This is a genomic window from Arthrobacter sp. zg-Y179 (assembly GCF_020907345.1).
GTDB lineage: Bacteria > Actinomycetota > Actinomycetes > Actinomycetales > Micrococcaceae > Arthrobacter_B > Arthrobacter_B jinronghuae.
In genome coordinates, this window is record NZ_JAJJOB010000005.1 from 296,570 (window position 1) to 310,454 (window position 13,885).

The window sequence follows — 13,885 nt, forward strand, 5'->3', positions numbered from 1 at the left end:
ACCATTGATGAGGAGAGGTCATGCGCGGTTCAGCACTGATCGTCGGAGCGGGTATCGCAGGAACCGCCGTTGCGCGGGGGCTGCTCCGCACAGGATGGTCGGTCCAGGTGCTCGAACGCGGCGCAAACCTGCCCGGCAGCGGAACGGCGCTGGCCATGTGGCCCGAGGCGATGCGGGCCCTCGACGCGTTGGGCGCCGGTGACGCAGTCCGCGCCGGTTCGGTGGTAGAGCAGGGCGTGCGGATCCTGAAACCGGACGGCAGCCAGATCGCCGCCATGGGCCGCAGCCAGACAGCCCGCCTGGTGCCGCGCACCGTCCTGCTGGAGGCGTTATCCGGGGACTTGCCCGCCGGGGTCATCCAATGGAATTCACCGGTTGCAGGGCCCTCAACCCTGCCCTCTGCCGATGTTGTTGTGGCCGCCGACGGAATCTTCAGCCGCCTGCGCACCGCCTGCAGCGGAATATCGCCCCGGTCGCTTGGAACAGTGGCCTTTCGCGGCGTTGTACCCGGCCCGGCCGGCGGAGTCAGCGAGACGTGGGGGCGCGGCCGCCTGTTCGGCATTACGCCGCTGGATGCCGGCAGCACTAACTGGTTTGCCTGCCTCCGATCCACAGACCTTCCTCCGCTGGGTTCCCCGGAGGCTATCAGCGCCCAGGGGGCAGAACTGCTGCGCAGCCTCTACCGCGGGTGGCATCCGGACGTCGCCCGGGTCCTGGGAAAACTGGACGGAAGCCCAGTAGATTACCGGGAACTGTTCGACGTTCCGCCGCTCCCGTCCTACATTTCCGGCAACTTGGCACTGCTGGGCGACGCTGCGCACGGCATGGCACCGAACCTTGGCCGCGGCGCCTGCGAGGCACTTCTGGACGCGGTTGCCCTGATCGACGCACTCACCGCGGCTCCCGATGTGGCCGCCGGCCTGCAGCGCTACGACGCCGGCCGGCGACGGCGGGGAAACCTCATGGTCCGGGCGGCACGGCTGCTGAACCGTGTCGCCACGGCCGAGCATTTCATCGGAGCCCGTAACCTCGCGCTGTCCACCGGGGCACGGTTCGCCTAGCGCGTCCGCCGCCCGGAATCCGCCGTCAGGGACGCCGTCGTCCGGGGGAATTCCTTCACAGCAGGGGCAGTTGCCTCCTTTAGGGACTGCCGGAGCGCACCCGCGCCAGTCCGACCGAACATCATCGAAGGGATACGCAATGCCGACATTGGGCATCATTGGAAGCGGAAACATCGGATCGGCGGTCGCGCGTCTCGCGGTTGCGGCGGGCATGAACGTCGTGATTTCCAACTCGAGGGGACCTGTTACGCTCACGGAACTGGTGGCCGAGCTCGGGCCGCTGGCCCAGACCGGAACGGTGGAAGACGCCGCGAAACTCGGCGACGCCGTCGTGCTTTCCATTCCACTGAACGCTGTTTCCGCCCTTCCGGACGGACTGCTGGCCGGCAAGATCGTCCTGGACACCAGCAATTACTACCCGTCACGGGACGGGCGCATCGCCGAGCTTGATGACAGCACGGTGACCACCAGCGAACTGGTGCAGAGCCGGCTTCCCGGAGCGCAGTACGTCAAGGCCTTCAATAACATCCTGGCCCATCACATTCCGCTTCTGGCCCGCCCCGCCGGGTCCGCTGACCGCTCCGCGCTGCCCATCGCCTCCGACGACGGTTCGGCCAAGGCCGAGGCGGCCGCACTCATCGACGCGTTGGGCTTCGACGTCGTCGACGCCGGCACACTCGCCGAGAGCTGGAAGTTTGAGCCGGACTCCGCCGGCTACACCCGTCTTTACCTTGCGGATGCCGGCATCCCCGACGACCAGCTGATGAGCTCGGTTCCGGGCACAACGCCCAAGGAGAAGGTTGACGCCGCGCTGGCGTCGGCCACCCGGGTGAACGTTGCCGAACGCCTCTTCTAGGCGGTAGCCGGATGCAGGGTGCGCGGCGGCTGGTTGCGGCCGCCGCGCAGGGCCCGACTTAGCCCACGGCGTAGGTCACCCGGACTCCCCCGTTGTCGAGGCGTTGTTCCCGCAGGAGGCGAAGGTTCAGCGGCAACCCGTCGGGCAGGGCCCGCATGCCGCCGCCGGCAATTACCGGACAGATCACCAGCGACACAATGTCGACCAGTCCCATCCGCATGGCGCTCTTGGCCAGTTCCGGTCCGCCGATCATGACGTTTCCCGCGGCCTTGGCCCGTTCCACGGCTTCCGGGGTCAGGGCGCGTTCCAAAGTCGTCCGGCCGGTGGAGACATCCTGCAGCGTGGAGGAAAACACCACCTTGGACACCGCCGTCCAGGCCGCCGCGAACCGGTCCGACCCCGGCGGCCCCACGGCCAGGGCTGGGTCGGTTTCCCACACGGCCATGGTTTCGTACATCCGCCGCCCGTAGAGCACAGCGGCCGCGTCCTCCAGGTCCTCGGCATGGGAGGCAAGAAAATCTTCGGTCGGCTCCAGCCAGGCGAAGTTACCGTCAGCGTCGGCGCTGTAACCGTCCAGTGAGCAGTTCATGGAGTAGGTAAGGGATCCCATCCCGCTACTCAACCCTCCGGACTCCTGCTTCGCCATCGAGTCTGCACAATTTACCGATTTCGGGCCGAAAAACGGTAAATCCTGCAGACTCGATCCGGCCCCGGACCATCCAGGGGGACCCGCCTGGATGGCCGCTACTTCGGGCGCGAGTACATCACCAGCAGGACGCAGACCGCGGAAAATCCCGCCTGCGCCAGGAGCAGCACTCCTGGAACGTAGCCAAGGAACAGGCCGAGCAGCAGCGGCACCGCGGCCAGCAGGATCGCGTCCAGCCCCTGGGCCAGGGATCCGGTCTGCGCGGACGGCACCGGGCCGAACACGGTCTCCACCGGCGGAGCGGTCCAGTCCGGCAGCGGACGGTAGGCACCCCGCACCGCCGCAGCGCCGAGCCCGACCCCGGCGAGCGCACCGAGCCCGATCAACGCCGGACTGCCCGCACCCAGCAGTACCAGGACGGCACAGAACACGGCGGACCAGAGCACCAGTGCGGCGGCGGGCAGGGCCGTCCGGCTCAGCCGCACCAGTGCCGGGGACAACGGCAGCAGCGCATCCAGCCCCGGCGTGACCGCGGTCTGCCTGGCCAGGGCACCCAGCGCCGGAACCACCGCGCAGATGGTGAGCAAGATGATGACCAGCTGCAGCGGCGCCGGCTGCTGCCCGGCGGACAGCAGAACCGTGACGCACAGCAGGAGCAGCAGCACGGGACGCCCCCAGGTCCCGGGCGTGCGCAGGAACGCGGTGGCATCGGCCCGCAGCAGCGCGCCGAACGGGGTGCGCGCTCCCCTGGCGTACCAGCGGCGGGCACGGGAGGTCGTCCGGCCGCGCGGAGTGCCGGCGAACGCACGGCCGAGTTCATTGGTGTCCATCAGATACAGCGCGGCACCGGCGTGCCCGGACACCCCGCCGCCGCGGATCAGCTCGCGGCCCGGGACCGCACCCATCCGCGCGAGCACCAGCACCCACAGTCCGACGACGGCGGCCAGCGCTGCGGCGGCCGGCCAGAGTCCCCCGGCGGCGGCCAGCCGGGTAACGAAACTCAGCAGGGCCAACAGCACCAGCCCGCCGGCCGCACCCGGTGCACCGGCGGGAAACCCGTTCCCGGCCGACTGGCGCAGGGCCGCAAGCAGCACCGCGCAGACCGCAGCCAGTCCGAAGACGGCGGCGCCGAGGAACTGGCCTTCCAAGGTGGCCTGCAGGTCGGTGATGAAGCCGACCGGCAGGTACAGGACCGCACCTCCTGCCCAGACCAGGCCCACCCGGCGAAGCAGCGGTCCGGCCAGGAAGGGGCGACGGTCCACGGGCAGGCTCAGCCACCAGTACCCCTCGGCCGAGGCCACGGCCACCGGCCCGAGCTTCCGCGCCCCGGCCATCACCGCAGCCAGGACCGCGAACAGCAGCACGGTCACCGCCGCGCCGTCGGGCAGGGCGCCCCAGTCCGCAGCCACAATGGTGCGGCGGCCGCCGGTTCCGGGCCCCAGAGCCTTCGCGACCTCGTTCCGCATCGCCAGCACCAGTCCCCCGGCCAGCGCGAGGATGGTTCCGACACCCAACAAGGTGGCATAGGCATCCAGCAGCACATCCCGGACACGGACACTGCCGCGGCGGTGTTCCCGCGAGGCGACACGGGTGTAGCGGGCGGGGTTGAACTCCGTCGGCAACGGAGCGGCTTCACTGAGCGTCACGGGTTACCGGCCCGCGATCTCGGCCGCGGCGAGGGCCGGTTCGATCTCCTGCACCTCGTCATCGATCAGCAGGCAGCGTCCGGCCGTCGCCAGCAGCAGCGCGGGGTCGTGGGTCACGAGCAGCACCGTCCCGCCGTCGTCGGCGTACCGGCGGATCCGCTTACCCACCCGCTCACGCATCACCGGGTCCAGGCGCTGCTCCGGTTCGTCGAGGATCAGCAGCGAGGACGGCCGGACCAGGGCCGAGGCGAGCAGCAGCCGCCGTCGCTGGCCGGAGGAGACGGACTCCGGGACGGCGTCGGCGCGGTCCTGCAGGCCGAAGAAGTCCAGTTCCGCGTCGACGGCGGCGTCCGGGTCAGCGACTCCGTGCCCGCGGGCGACCAGCTGCAGATGTTCCCGCAATGACAGGGAAGGGAAGAACGCGTCCTCGTCGAAGAGTGCGGCCACCTGCCGGCGGAACGGGATGGCGTCCTCGTTGGCAGGCAGCCCGTGTACGCGCACCTCGCCGTCGAGCATCAGCTGTTTTCCGGCGATGGTGCGGGCGGCGGTGGATTTGCCGGCGCCGTTGAAGCCCACGACGCCGAGGATCTCGCCGGCGTCCGCGGAAGCCGTGATGGCGCCGCACACGGGCGCCCCGGCATAGCCCACCAGTAGGTTGGAAATCTCGAGCACGGCCCCCGCAGCAGTCATGCCGTCCAATCTAGCGGGCGTGGGCGCCTTTTTAGTGGAGCGTCTTCAGCCCGATGACGCCGCCGACGATCATGGCGAGGAACAGGATCTTCAGCAGGGACACGGATTCCGCGCCGGTAGCCATGGCGTAGATGACGGTCAGCGTCGCGCCGATTCCCACCCAGACGGCGTACGAGGTGCCCAGCGGCAGTTCCCGCATGGCGTACGCGAGCCCGGCCATGCTCGCGAGCAGGGCGGTAACGAAGATGGCCGAGGGCCAGAACCGGCTGAACCCCTGGGATTTGTCCAGGGCGGTGGCCCACACTGCTTCCAGGACGCCGGACAGCACCAGAACAATCCATGACATGAGAGTCTCCCTCGGGCCGTCTTGTCGCACACCGGGTACGGCACCCCTCGTCCGGGAGACCGTGTCGCGGCCTCCCTTCCACGGTCGCACGTCCGGTTTTCCGGGGCAACCTGAGGGCAACCTGGCTTCGCGGCGGGTGAACCGGTGTGCGGGCCGTGGTGCCGCCGCATCGAGTCTGCAAGATTTACCGTTTCCCGCATCGAGTCTGCAAGATTTACCGTTTCCCGGCCGAAAAACGGTAAGTGCTGCAGACTCGATCCCCGGCCCCCTTGGTAGAAGTAATGGGCGGTGGAAGTCATGCTCAGCGAGGCATATATGCTCCAAATCCCGCGGATTCTCGCGGTCTGCGAGGCGGACAACCTCGGCTCGATCCGGACCCTCGAGGCGGCGGGAGGCGTCCTCGAACAGTCCGACGGCGACGGCCGGGTGTGCCGATACTGGCTCAGCACCTCGCCGACCCGGGAATCCCCGGGTCGTGATTAGTTAGTAGGCGCAGACCGTCGACCCACCGGCCCGATAGTGCCAGAGTTTTAGCCATGACTGATGAACAGTTTGAGCGCGATGACCTGGGCATTGCCCTCTGGTGGCCGATGCTCACCACCGAGTCCCGCGAGTGGCTGACCGCCAATAACGGCGACGCGGTGGAGGCGTGGGTGGTGGAGGACATCTCCCGCAGCCGAGGCATGGCTTCCGACGGCAGCGGGTCCTACTACCTGCCGGATGCCGCCGTGGACTGGATCGAGGCCAGGTCCAACGGCGAAATGCCGGGGCTCTGACCTCCGGATGACCCGGCCGGGCCCCGTGGAGGAGTCCGACGGCGGACCGGCGGCAACCGCCGTCGACTGGGCTTTCTTCACGTTCAGCGCCATCGGGGCGGCTTGGTTTGCCGTGTTCCTGCTGGAGGAAAGCCTGCAGCAGCGGCACGTCTGGTTCCTGGTGGTGTTCTGGGCTGCGCTGGCGTATTTGGTGCTGCCGCGCCTGGACCGGGTCCTGACCCAGATTTTCATCCCTAACTACTTCATGGGCCGCACCCGCACCAGTGCCGGCCTGTTCGGCGACGCCGTCAACCTGGCCTTCCTGGGCAGCGAGGGACAGCTGCGGGGCGCACTTGAGCGGGCCGGCTGGAACCGGGCGGACCCGGTGACCCTGTCCAGCAGTTGGCGCATTGTCTCCTCAACCCTGCTGCACCGCAGCTACGTCCAGGCCCCGGTGAGCCCTCTGCTTCTGTTCGACCGGCAGCAGGATTTCGCCTACGAGCAGGAAGTGCACGGCAATCCGCGGCAGCGCCATCATGTCCGGTTCTGGCGCTGCCCCGAGGGCTGGATGCTTCCCGGCGGCATTGCCGCGGACTGGCTGGGCGCCGCGTCCTTTGACCGTGCCGTGGGATTGTCCCTGTTCACCCTGCAGGTGACGCACCGGGTCGGAGAGAATATCGACGCCGAACGGGACTACCTGATCGAATCGGTTCGAGACTCCTCCCCCGCAGTGTCCGTGGAGGTCATCAAGAACTTCTCCACCGGATACCACTCCCGCAACGGCGGCGGGGATTCGATTGTCACCGACGGGGATCTGCCGGTGGCTAACCTGCGCGATCTGCCGGAGACCGGCCCGGCCGTGCCGACGGGGGCGGCAGCCGCCCGACGGGGGCGGCCGCCGGCACCCGTTATTTTCGGCACGGTCCTGGTGTTGCTGCGCGGACTTGCTGCCCTGGCGGTGGCGGCACCCTTTCTGGTGCATTTGACCGACGTCTCCCTGGTGATCAACCTGCTGGGTACGCAGAGCCGCGGCCTCGCCGAGCTGGGCAGCGCCTATGCTCCCACCAGCGTCTCCCTGACCGTGTTCGCCGGGGTGGAGGCGGTGCTGGCCGTGCTTATTCTGCGCGGCAGCAACTCTGCCCGGATTACTGCGATGTCCCTGAGTTCGGTCGCCATTGCCGTGCAGGTAGCAGCCGCGTCCGCCGGTCCCGAGACCGCGCTGCGGACCAACCTGTTCGGCTACGCCTTTGACGTCCTGCTGATCCTTGCCCTGTCCAGCGACCGGGCTCGGATTTATGCCCGCTCCCGCCGCCGCGCACGCTCCTCCCGCCGTCGCGCGCGCTCCTCCCGCCGCCGCCGTCGTCGTCCGCCGACGCCTGTCCGGAGAGCAGGTGCGACCGGTCCGCCCCGCTAGTCCGCCGGCTGCAGCGTGCGCACCCGGGACCGGTAATGCAGGGGGGACTCGCCGACGCTGCGTTTGAAGGCCGTACTGAACGCGCTTTCGGAGGAAAACCCCAGCTCCAGCGCCAGGGACCGGATCCGGGTATCCCCGGAACGCAGTTCCCGCTGCGCCACGAGCATGCGCCAGTCGTTCAGGTACGCGCGAGGCGGAGTGCCGGCAACGTCCCCCCACACGGTGGTGGTCGCCGCACGGAGCGCCGACGCCGGCGAGCGGGCCGCCGCGGAGCTGCGCACGGAGGGTGGAGACGCCGTCGCCGTGGTTCTCGATGTGACGGATCCAGCCTCTGTGGCGGCCGCTGCGGACGAGGTCAAACGCCGCTTCGGGCGGCTGGATGCCCTGGTGAACAACGCCGGGATTGCCGCGACGCCGGGAGTCAGCTTTGCCGCCCAGCAGCCGGGCTCGGCGGACGTGAACGAAATCCGCTCGGTTTTCGAGACCAACTTCTTCGGAGTCATTTCCGTGACTGCGGCCTTCCTGCCCCTGCTGCGCCTGTCCAATACCCCTCGGATTGTCAACGTCTCCAGCGTGGCCGGGTCCCTGGCCGCAGTATCCGATCCAGCCAATACGGATCCAATCGCAGCCGGATACGCGCCCTCCAAAACGGCCCTGACCTCCCTGACGCTGCAGTACGCGAAGGGGCTGTCGCCGGAGGGCATCCTGGTCAATGCGGTTTGTCCGGGCTTTGTTGCCACGGATCTGAACGGGTTCCGGGGAACACGCACGCCGGAGCAGGGGGCCAGGGCTGCCGTTCGCATGGCCGCCATCCCGGCCAACGGCCCCACCGGCACCTTCAGCGATGAGGACGGTCCCCTGCCTTGGTAGGGCGAACCCGCGTTGGCCAGACCATCAGCACCGAGGGCGGTTTCCGGCGGGGCTGAGGAAGTGTTTACCGCGCCCCGGCGGGCCAGACCACGTCGAAGCGTTCGAAGACCAGCTCGTCCTCCTCGGACCAGCTGCCGCCCCGGGCTGCGGCCGTGCGTTCCCAGAACTTCCGGTGCTCGCGCTGCCACGACGCCAGGCTCCTGTCATCTTCACCCTCGTCGTAGGCGAAAGCCTCATCCGCGTCGGCAAAGGTTCCGAGCCTCAGTTCGACCGTGCGGAGGATCGCTTTCGACGCACCGGTGCCGTCGCAGACAATCCAGTGGGTACCGATGCGCGGGAGCGGTTCGCCGTCGGGGACATAGTCAGCGACGTGCGAGGAGGTGGCCCGCTTGCGGCCGTCCAGAACCAGCGCCAGCAGTTCGTCGGCCATCGCCGGGGAGTCGCCGAACGTTTCCACGGTGTATTCCCCGGCCGCCGCGACCTGATTGGGGAACGCCGCGGCGTAGGCGTCCCAAAGGAGTGCTGCGGCGTCGAAGTCGAGCGTGATTTCGGAAGGGTCGGAGCTGTCCATAAGGCCCAGTCTGCCAGCCCTGCCGCGGTTAACGCGGGACGACGGCGGCACCTAAGGCGCCGCCGTCGTCCTACGGTGGGAACAGGTTACGCCTGCAGGCGGGCCGGAAGCAGGGGTGCGAAGAACTCTGCGAGCTCCGCCGTGGCAGTCAGCGGCAGCACGTTGGCCACGTACTGGTCCGGGCGGACCACCACCACTGCGCCGTTCCGGGAAATACCGCGCTGCTCGAAGATGTCGGCGGTCGGGTCCGCGCCGTAGACCTTCGCCAGATCGTCGAGCTGGAACGGTCCGACCTGCGGCTTGAACACCGCCGGCACGGCGCCGAGGTCGATGCCCGTGTGGTCCTGCTGGTAGATGACCTTCACATCGAACCAGGCATCCCGGTCCGCGCCTTCCGGCGTGGCTGCCAACGGGGAATCCGGCGCGGTGTCCAGCCATTCGGCCAGCTCGGTGACCGGCGACGGGGTGCCGGCGGCCGCGGCGTCGGCGAAGACGTAGATCCGCCACTTGCCGTCCGCCCGCGCCTGGTGGCCCAGCTGCACCGGGTTGGTGTCGCAGACGCGCAGCACAGGTGCGGACTTGAAGCGCTTGCCGAGCGGGAAGCCGGCGGCCAGTTCCTGGTGCCGGGGCTCGGCAATGAGCACGGAGGGGGTGTACTCGGTCATGAACCCGGCCGGGAACTCGGCGGTGCGGACGTAGAAGTCCTCCAGGTCCGAGGGGTTCTCGAACTCTTCGGGCTTCTTCGCCATGAGCGTGGACCACTCTTTGTCGAAGTCGATGAGGTTCTTCGCGACCACCTGGCGTTCCGCGGAATAGGTGGAGAGCAGGCTTTCCGGGCTGCGGCCGTCCAGCACGTGGCCGAGCTTCCAGCCCAGGTTGAAGCCGTCCTGCATGGAGACGTTCATGCCCTGGCCGGCCTTGGCGCTGTGCGTGTGGCAGGCGTCGCCGGTGATGAAGACGCGCGGGGTGCGGGTGCCGAGATCCTCCGGCCGGACGTCGTCGAACCGGTCGGTGAGCCGGTGGCCCACTTCGTACACACTGTGCCAGGCGACGTTGCGGACGTCGAGCGTATAGGGGGCCATGATGCCGTTGGCCTTGGCGATGATCTGGTCAATGGAGGTCTTGCGGACGGCGCCGTTGTCTCCTTCGGGCACAACGCCGAGATCCACGTACATGCGGAACAGGTGGCCGCCCTCGCGCGGGATGAGCAGGATGCTGCCGCCGTTGGAGGACTGAATGGCGCACTTGGTGCGGATGTCGGGGAAGTCGGTGTTGGCCAGCACGTCCATCACGCCCCAGGCGTGGTTCGCCTTGTCTCCGGCCATGGTGCAGCCGATGGAGTCGCGGACCTTGCTGCGGGCGCCGTCGGAGCCCACCACGTACTTGGCCTTGACCGTGCGCTCGGTGCCTTCGTCCGGGCCGGCCGTGGACAGGAGGGTGACGGTGACCGGGTACTCGGCGTCGTCGTCGACCGTCAGGCTGCGGAACTCGAACCCGTAGTCGGGCCGCATGCGGGTGGGCGAGTTGGCCATGAACCGGGCGAAGTAGTCCAGCACGCGGGCCTGGTTGACGATCAGGTGCGGGAATTCGCTGATTCCGGCCGGATCATCCAGGGCGCGGCCGGAGCGGACGATGTTTTCCGGGTTTTCCGGGTCGGGGCGCCAGAAGCACATCTCCGTGATGCGGTAGGCCTCGGCGGTGATTTCCTCGGCGAAGCCGAAGGCCTGGAAGGTTTCCACGCTGCGGGCCTGGATGCCGTCCGCCTGCCCGATGGCGAGGCGGCTGTCGCGGCGCTCCACGATCCGGGTGGTGACGCCGGGGAACTGCGAGAGCTGTGCGGCGGTGAGCATCCCGGCGGGACCGGAGCCGACGATGAGCACGTCCACTTTGTCGGGCAGGTCGGCGGGGCGGTCGACGCCGGTGCCGGCGGCGGGCTGGATGCGGGGGTCACCGGATACGTAGCCGTGGTGGTGGAACTGCACGGGGTCCTCACTTCGTTGTGCCGTTTGGTGCCGCCGATCGTGTTCGTTATTTGAACAGAACGTTCGATAGTCGAACCGCCGGCGGTGTAGTCACCGTACCGGAGACATGACGTGGGTCACAAGCGGAACGGTTCGGTATGACTTCCGGCCTCTTTTCGGTCGGCCTGCCGGAGCCGGGGAGCTGTATTTGCCGCCGGCCGCGGTACTTTGTTCCCAGCCGTTCCCCGTCCGTCCATCGCAGCAGGGAAGTGTCCGTGACTGTTACATGCGCAGTGCTCGACGACTATCAGCACGCCGCCACCCGGTTCGCCGACTGGACTTCGCTGCACGATCAGGTTGAGCTGACTGTCTTCTCCGACCACCTGGCCGACGAGGACGACGTCGCTGAGCGCCTGGCCGGGTTCGACGTCGTCGTCATCATGCGCGAGCGCACCCCTTTTCCGGCGAGCCTCCTCGCCCGGCTGCCCCGCCTGAAGCTGCTGGTGACCACGGGTGCGCGCAACGCCTCGATCGATCTCGTCGCGGCCCGGGCGCAGGGTGTGACCGTCTGCGGAACGGCGAGCAATTCGACGCCGCCCGCCGAGCTCACCTGGGCTTTGATCCTGGGACTCGGCCGGCACCTCGTGCCGGAAGCCAATGCCCTGCGGGACGGCGGACCCTGGCAGCAGACCATCGGCACCGACCTGCACGGAGCCACGCTCGGGCTGTTGGGATTGGGGAAAATCGGCGCGCAGGTGGCCAGGGTAGGCGCGGCGTTCGGGATGGACATTCTCGCCTGGAGCCAGAATCTCACCGCCGAACGGGCCGAGGCGGCCGGCGCCCGGCTCGCTCCCACCAAGGAGGCGCTGCTGGCGGCGTCCGACGTCGTGTCCATCCATCTGGTGCTGAGCGACCGGACACGCGGGTTGCTCGGGGCCGGGGAGCTGGCGCTGATGAAACCGGGCGCCTACCTGATCAACACCTCGCGGGCCGGGATCGTGGACCAGGCTGCCCTGCTCGAGGCCCTTCGCCGGCAGGCGATTGCCGGCGCCGGATTGGACGTGTTCGCCGAGGAGCCGCTGCCGGCAGATTCCCCGTTCCGGGACCTGCCCAACGTCCTGGCGACGCCGCATCTCGGGTACGTCACCGAGCGGAACTACCGCACGTTCTTTCCGCAGGTGGTGGAGGATATCTCGGCGTTCCTGGCCGGGACCCCGATCCGGGAACTCTAGGCGCCGGCCGGTCTTCTGGCCGGAGCCGCGGACTCCTATCCTTTGTGCCATGCCGCATCTGCCGCGCCCGCCGCATGCCCGCATTTCGGACGAAACGCACCGGGTCACCACCTTTGAACTGTTCTTTGACCTGGTGTTCGTGTTCGCCTTCACCCAGGTCACCGGCTTTATGGTGCATGAGTATTCATTCCTGGGTGTGCTGCAGGGGATGGTCATTCTGGTCCTGTTGTGGTGGTCCTGGGCGCCCTTTTCCTGGCTCGCCAACCAGGCACACGCCGATGAAGGACTCATGCGGTTCGGCCTGTCCGCGGTCATGGTGTCGATTTTCATTGCCGCACTGGCCATCCCCGAGGCTTTCAATGACCTCGACGGCGGGCTCGATGGTCCGCTGGTCCTTGCCCTGGCATACACCGCGGTCCGGATCCTGCACCTGGGGCTGTACGTGTACGCAGCCGGGAACGATCAGCCGCTGCGGCGCCAGATAGCCAAGCTGACCGTCACCGCCGTCCTGGGAGCGGCACTGGTCATCACCGGGGCACTGCTGGGCGGAACCGCCCAGACCTGGTTCTGGCTCGCCGGCATGGCGCTGGACACCGGCATCACCTTCCTCATCTCCTGGCACGGGAACTGGCGGGTCCAGTCGGCCGTGCACTGGACCGAGCGGTACGGGCTCGTGATCATCCTCGCGCTCGGCGAATCCATCGTCTCCATCGGCGTGGGTGCCTCCGAGGTGCCCGTCAGCATCCCGGTGCTTGCCGGTGCGGCGGCGGGAATCTGCCTGTCCATCGGGCTCTGGTGGCTCTACTTCGACGTCACCGCAGTCGCTGCCGAACACCGCTTCGCCGCCCTGCGCGGGTCCGTCCGGTCTTCGGCCGCCGTCGTCGCCTACACCTACCTGCACCTGCCCCTCGTGGCCGGCATTGTCCTCACGGCCTTGGGGGTAGAGGACGTGCTGGCGCATGTGGAGGAGGGGAAGACTCTGGGCCGGGTCGGGGCTTTCGCGTTGTTCGGCGGACCGGCGGTGTACCTGCTGGCCAGCGCGGCGTTCTGGCGGAGGATGGGCAGCGGCTGGAAGAAGTGGCGGCTGGGTACGGCTGCGCTGCTGCTGGTCCTGATAGCCGCTGCTCCGCCGTTGACCTCCCTGACGGCGCTTCTCCTCGTTACCGCACTGATTGCGGGGCTGGTTGCCGTGGAGGCCCTGCTGTACCGCGAGGTCCGGCACCGGGTACGGGGTGCGCACTCGGAGTGACCCGCTGGCTGATACTTCCCTGCCGCACCGGACGACATTTGCCGCCCGGGTTGGATTCCCCTGCACTTTGTAACAATCCCTGCACTGCGCGGCGCAGGGATTGTCACAAAGCGCAGGGATTCGGACAACGTGCAGGATGGATGCCATGACCGTTGCAAAAACCATCCTGCTGTTCCTGCTGGCCGCTGCCGCCGAAATCGGCGGAGCCTGGCTGGTGTGGCAGTCCGTGAGGGAGGACCGGGCGTGGTGGTGGGCGGGCCTGGGCGTGATGGCCCTGGGAGCCTACGGTTTCGTGGCCACGCTGCAGCCGGACGCACACTTCGGCCGGATCCTGGCCGCCTACGGCGGAGTGTTCGTGGCCGGCTCGCTGGCCTGGGGCATGGTCTTCGACGGTTTCCGGCCCGACCGCTGGGACATCCTCGGGTCGATGATCTGTCTGGCAGGGGTCGCCGTGATCATGTTCGCGCCCCGCAGTCCGGTGTCGTAAATGATTCCGGGAGCCGGCGAAATTGGCCCGGGAAGACGGCGGTGAAATCGGGAGGCGGGACCGTCCCCGGACGTCGGGCCCATCCCCTCGGGGAGGCCAAT

The 13,885-nt window shown here is 68.3% G+C and carries 16 protein-coding genes and 1 riboswitch; of the genes, 9 read left to right on the plus strand and 7 right to left on the minus strand.

The genetic code is table 11. The features are described 5' to 3' along the window. Nucleotides 1-20: 20 nt before the first annotated feature. The gene (locus LOC56_RS04540) at nt 21-1,061 is read left to right on the plus strand and encodes an FAD-dependent monooxygenase (protein ID WP_229950896.1); all 1,041 of its coding nucleotides are present in this window, start codon (nt 21-23) and stop codon (nt 1,059-1,061) included. Further along, nucleotides 991-1,917, plus strand: a complete 927-nt coding sequence (locus LOC56_RS04545) for an NADPH-dependent F420 reductase (RefSeq protein ID WP_331460911.1) — start codon at nt 991-993, stop codon at nt 1,915-1,917. The genes LOC56_RS04540 and LOC56_RS04545 overlap by 71 nt, the downstream gene beginning before the upstream one ends. A 58-nt stretch (nt 1,918-1,975) precedes the next feature. Here the strand turns inward: LOC56_RS04545 and LOC56_RS04550 are convergent, their stop codons facing one another. The 4 genes from LOC56_RS04550 to LOC56_RS04565 form a co-directional block, all read right to left on the minus strand. After that, nucleotides 1,976-2,527 (minus strand): dihydrofolate reductase family protein, encoded by a 552-nt coding sequence (locus LOC56_RS04550; RefSeq protein ID WP_229950900.1) that lies wholly within the window; start codon nt 2,525-2,527, stop codon nt 1,976-1,978. A gap of 134 nt (nt 2,528-2,661) precedes the next feature. Then, nucleotides 2,662-4,209 (minus strand): DUF6297 family protein, encoded by a 1,548-nt coding sequence (locus LOC56_RS04555; protein WP_229950901.1) that lies wholly within the window; start codon nt 4,207-4,209, stop codon nt 2,662-2,664. Nucleotides 4,210-4,212: 3 nt separating this feature from the next. Next, nucleotides 4,213-4,899: an ABC transporter ATP-binding protein gene (locus tag LOC56_RS04560; protein ID WP_229950903.1), complete on the minus strand. Its 687-nt coding sequence runs from the start codon at nt 4,897-4,899 to the stop codon at nt 4,213-4,215. 31 nt (nt 4,900-4,930) lie between these two features. Next, nucleotides 4,931-5,245, minus strand: coding sequence for a DMT family transporter (locus tag LOC56_RS04565; protein ID WP_229946320.1), 315 nt, complete (start codon nt 5,243-5,245; stop codon nt 4,931-4,933). A 10-nt stretch (nt 5,246-5,255) separates the two neighbouring features. Beyond that, nucleotides 5,256-5,322, minus strand: a riboswitch (guanidine-III (ykkC-III) riboswitch). Between the two features lie 211 nt (nt 5,323-5,533). Here LOC56_RS04565 and LOC56_RS04570 point away from each other — a divergent pair. Genes LOC56_RS04570 through LOC56_RS04580 form a run of 3 tightly spaced genes read left to right on the plus strand, consistent with a single transcriptional unit; the run spans nt 5,534 to nt 7,414 of the window. Beyond that, a complete protein-coding gene (locus LOC56_RS04570; protein ID WP_229950905.1) occupies nt 5,534-5,728 on the plus strand; it encodes a hypothetical protein in 195 nt (64 codons plus the stop codon). 53 nt (nt 5,729-5,781) lie between these two features. Further along, nucleotides 5,782-6,021 (plus strand): hypothetical protein, encoded by a 240-nt coding sequence (locus LOC56_RS04575; protein ID WP_229950907.1) that lies wholly within the window; start codon nt 5,782-5,784, stop codon nt 6,019-6,021. A gap of 7 nt (nt 6,022-6,028) precedes the next feature. Further along, the gene (locus LOC56_RS04580) at nt 6,029-7,414 is read left to right on the plus strand and encodes an LssY C-terminal domain-containing protein (RefSeq protein ID WP_229950909.1); all 1,386 of its coding nucleotides are present in this window, start codon (nt 6,029-6,031) and stop codon (nt 7,412-7,414) included. Here the strand turns inward: LOC56_RS04580 and LOC56_RS04585 are convergent. Then, nucleotides 7,411-7,581: a helix-turn-helix domain-containing protein gene (locus LOC56_RS04585; RefSeq protein ID WP_229950911.1), complete on the minus strand. Its 171-nt coding sequence runs from the start codon at nt 7,579-7,581 to the stop codon at nt 7,411-7,413. The genes LOC56_RS04580 and LOC56_RS04585 overlap by 4 nt on opposite strands. Before the next feature lie 31 nt (nt 7,582-7,612). On the opposite strand from LOC56_RS04585, the gene LOC56_RS04590 reads away from it, so the two are divergent. Further along, nucleotides 7,613-8,284 carry an SDR family NAD(P)-dependent oxidoreductase gene (locus LOC56_RS04590; protein WP_229950912.1) on the plus strand — a complete coding sequence of 224 codons (672 nt, stop codon included), beginning with the start codon at nt 7,613-7,615 and terminating at the stop codon, nt 8,282-8,284. Nucleotides 8,285-8,348: 64 nt separating this feature from the next. Here LOC56_RS04590 and LOC56_RS04595 read toward each other — a convergent pair whose 3' ends face one another. Both LOC56_RS04595 and LOC56_RS04600 read right to left on the minus strand, forming a co-directional pair. Then, nucleotides 8,349-8,855 carry an ASCH domain-containing protein gene (locus LOC56_RS04595; protein ID WP_229950914.1) on the minus strand — a complete coding sequence of 169 codons (507 nt, stop codon included), beginning with the start codon at nt 8,853-8,855 and terminating at the stop codon, nt 8,349-8,351. 86 nt (nt 8,856-8,941) lie between these two features. Beyond that, a complete protein-coding gene (locus tag LOC56_RS04600; protein ID WP_229950916.1) occupies nt 8,942-10,837 on the minus strand; it encodes an FAD-binding monooxygenase in 1,896 nt (631 codons plus the stop codon). Between the two features lie 254 nt (nt 10,838-11,091). Here LOC56_RS04600 and LOC56_RS04605 point away from each other — a divergent pair, with 254 nt between their 5' ends. From LOC56_RS04605 to LOC56_RS04615, 3 genes are all read left to right on the plus strand, one after another. Further along, nucleotides 11,092-12,048: a D-2-hydroxyacid dehydrogenase family protein gene (locus LOC56_RS04605; protein ID WP_229950919.1), complete on the plus strand. Its 957-nt coding sequence runs from the start codon at nt 11,092-11,094 to the stop codon at nt 12,046-12,048. Nucleotides 12,049-12,097: 49 nt separating this feature from the next. Next, on the plus strand, nt 12,098-13,297 hold the full coding sequence (locus LOC56_RS04610) for a low temperature requirement protein A (protein ID WP_229950921.1): 1,200 nt from the start codon (nt 12,098-12,100) through the stop codon (nt 13,295-13,297). Nucleotides 13,298-13,442: 145 nt separating this feature from the next. Further along, on the plus strand, nt 13,443-13,784 hold the full coding sequence (locus tag LOC56_RS04615; RefSeq protein WP_229950924.1) for a YnfA family protein: 342 nt from the start codon (nt 13,443-13,445) through the stop codon (nt 13,782-13,784). Nucleotides 13,785-13,885: the final 101 nt, after the last annotated feature.

Bases quoted from the DNA above. Each gene is read 5' to 3' on its own strand.
- LOC56_RS04540 (WP_229950896.1), top strand. From the start codon at position 21: ATGCGCGGTTCAGCACTGATCGTCGGAGCGGGTATCGCAGGAACCGCC.
- LOC56_RS04565 (WP_229946320.1), bottom strand. From the start codon at position 5,245: ATGTCATGGATTGTTCTGGTGCTGTCCGGCGTCCTGGAAGCAGTGTGG.
- LOC56_RS04610 (WP_229950921.1), top strand. From the start codon at position 12,098: ATGCCGCATCTGCCGCGCCCGCCGCATGCCCGCATTTCGGACGAAACG.
- LOC56_RS04580 (WP_229950909.1), top strand. From the start codon at position 6,029: ATGACCCGGCCGGGCCCCGTGGAGGAGTCCGACGGCGGACCGGCGGCA.
- LOC56_RS04595 (WP_229950914.1), bottom strand. From the start codon at position 8,855: ATGGACAGCTCCGACCCTTCCGAAATCACGCTCGACTTCGACGCCGCA.
- LOC56_RS04585 (WP_229950911.1), bottom strand. From the start codon at position 7,581: ATGCTCGTGGCGCAGCGGGAACTGCGTTCCGGGGATACCCGGATCCGG.
- LOC56_RS04575 (WP_229950907.1), top strand. From the start codon at position 5,782: ATGACTGATGAACAGTTTGAGCGCGATGACCTGGGCATTGCCCTCTGG.
- LOC56_RS04550 (WP_229950900.1), bottom strand. From the start codon at position 2,527: ATGGGATCCCTTACCTACTCCATGAACTGCTCACTGGACGGTTACAGC.
- LOC56_RS04560 (WP_229950903.1), bottom strand. From the start codon at position 4,899: ATGACTGCTGCGGGGGCCGTGCTCGAGATTTCCAACCTACTGGTGGGC.
- LOC56_RS04615 (WP_229950924.1), top strand. From the start codon at position 13,443: ATGACCGTTGCAAAAACCATCCTGCTGTTCCTGCTGGCCGCTGCCGCC.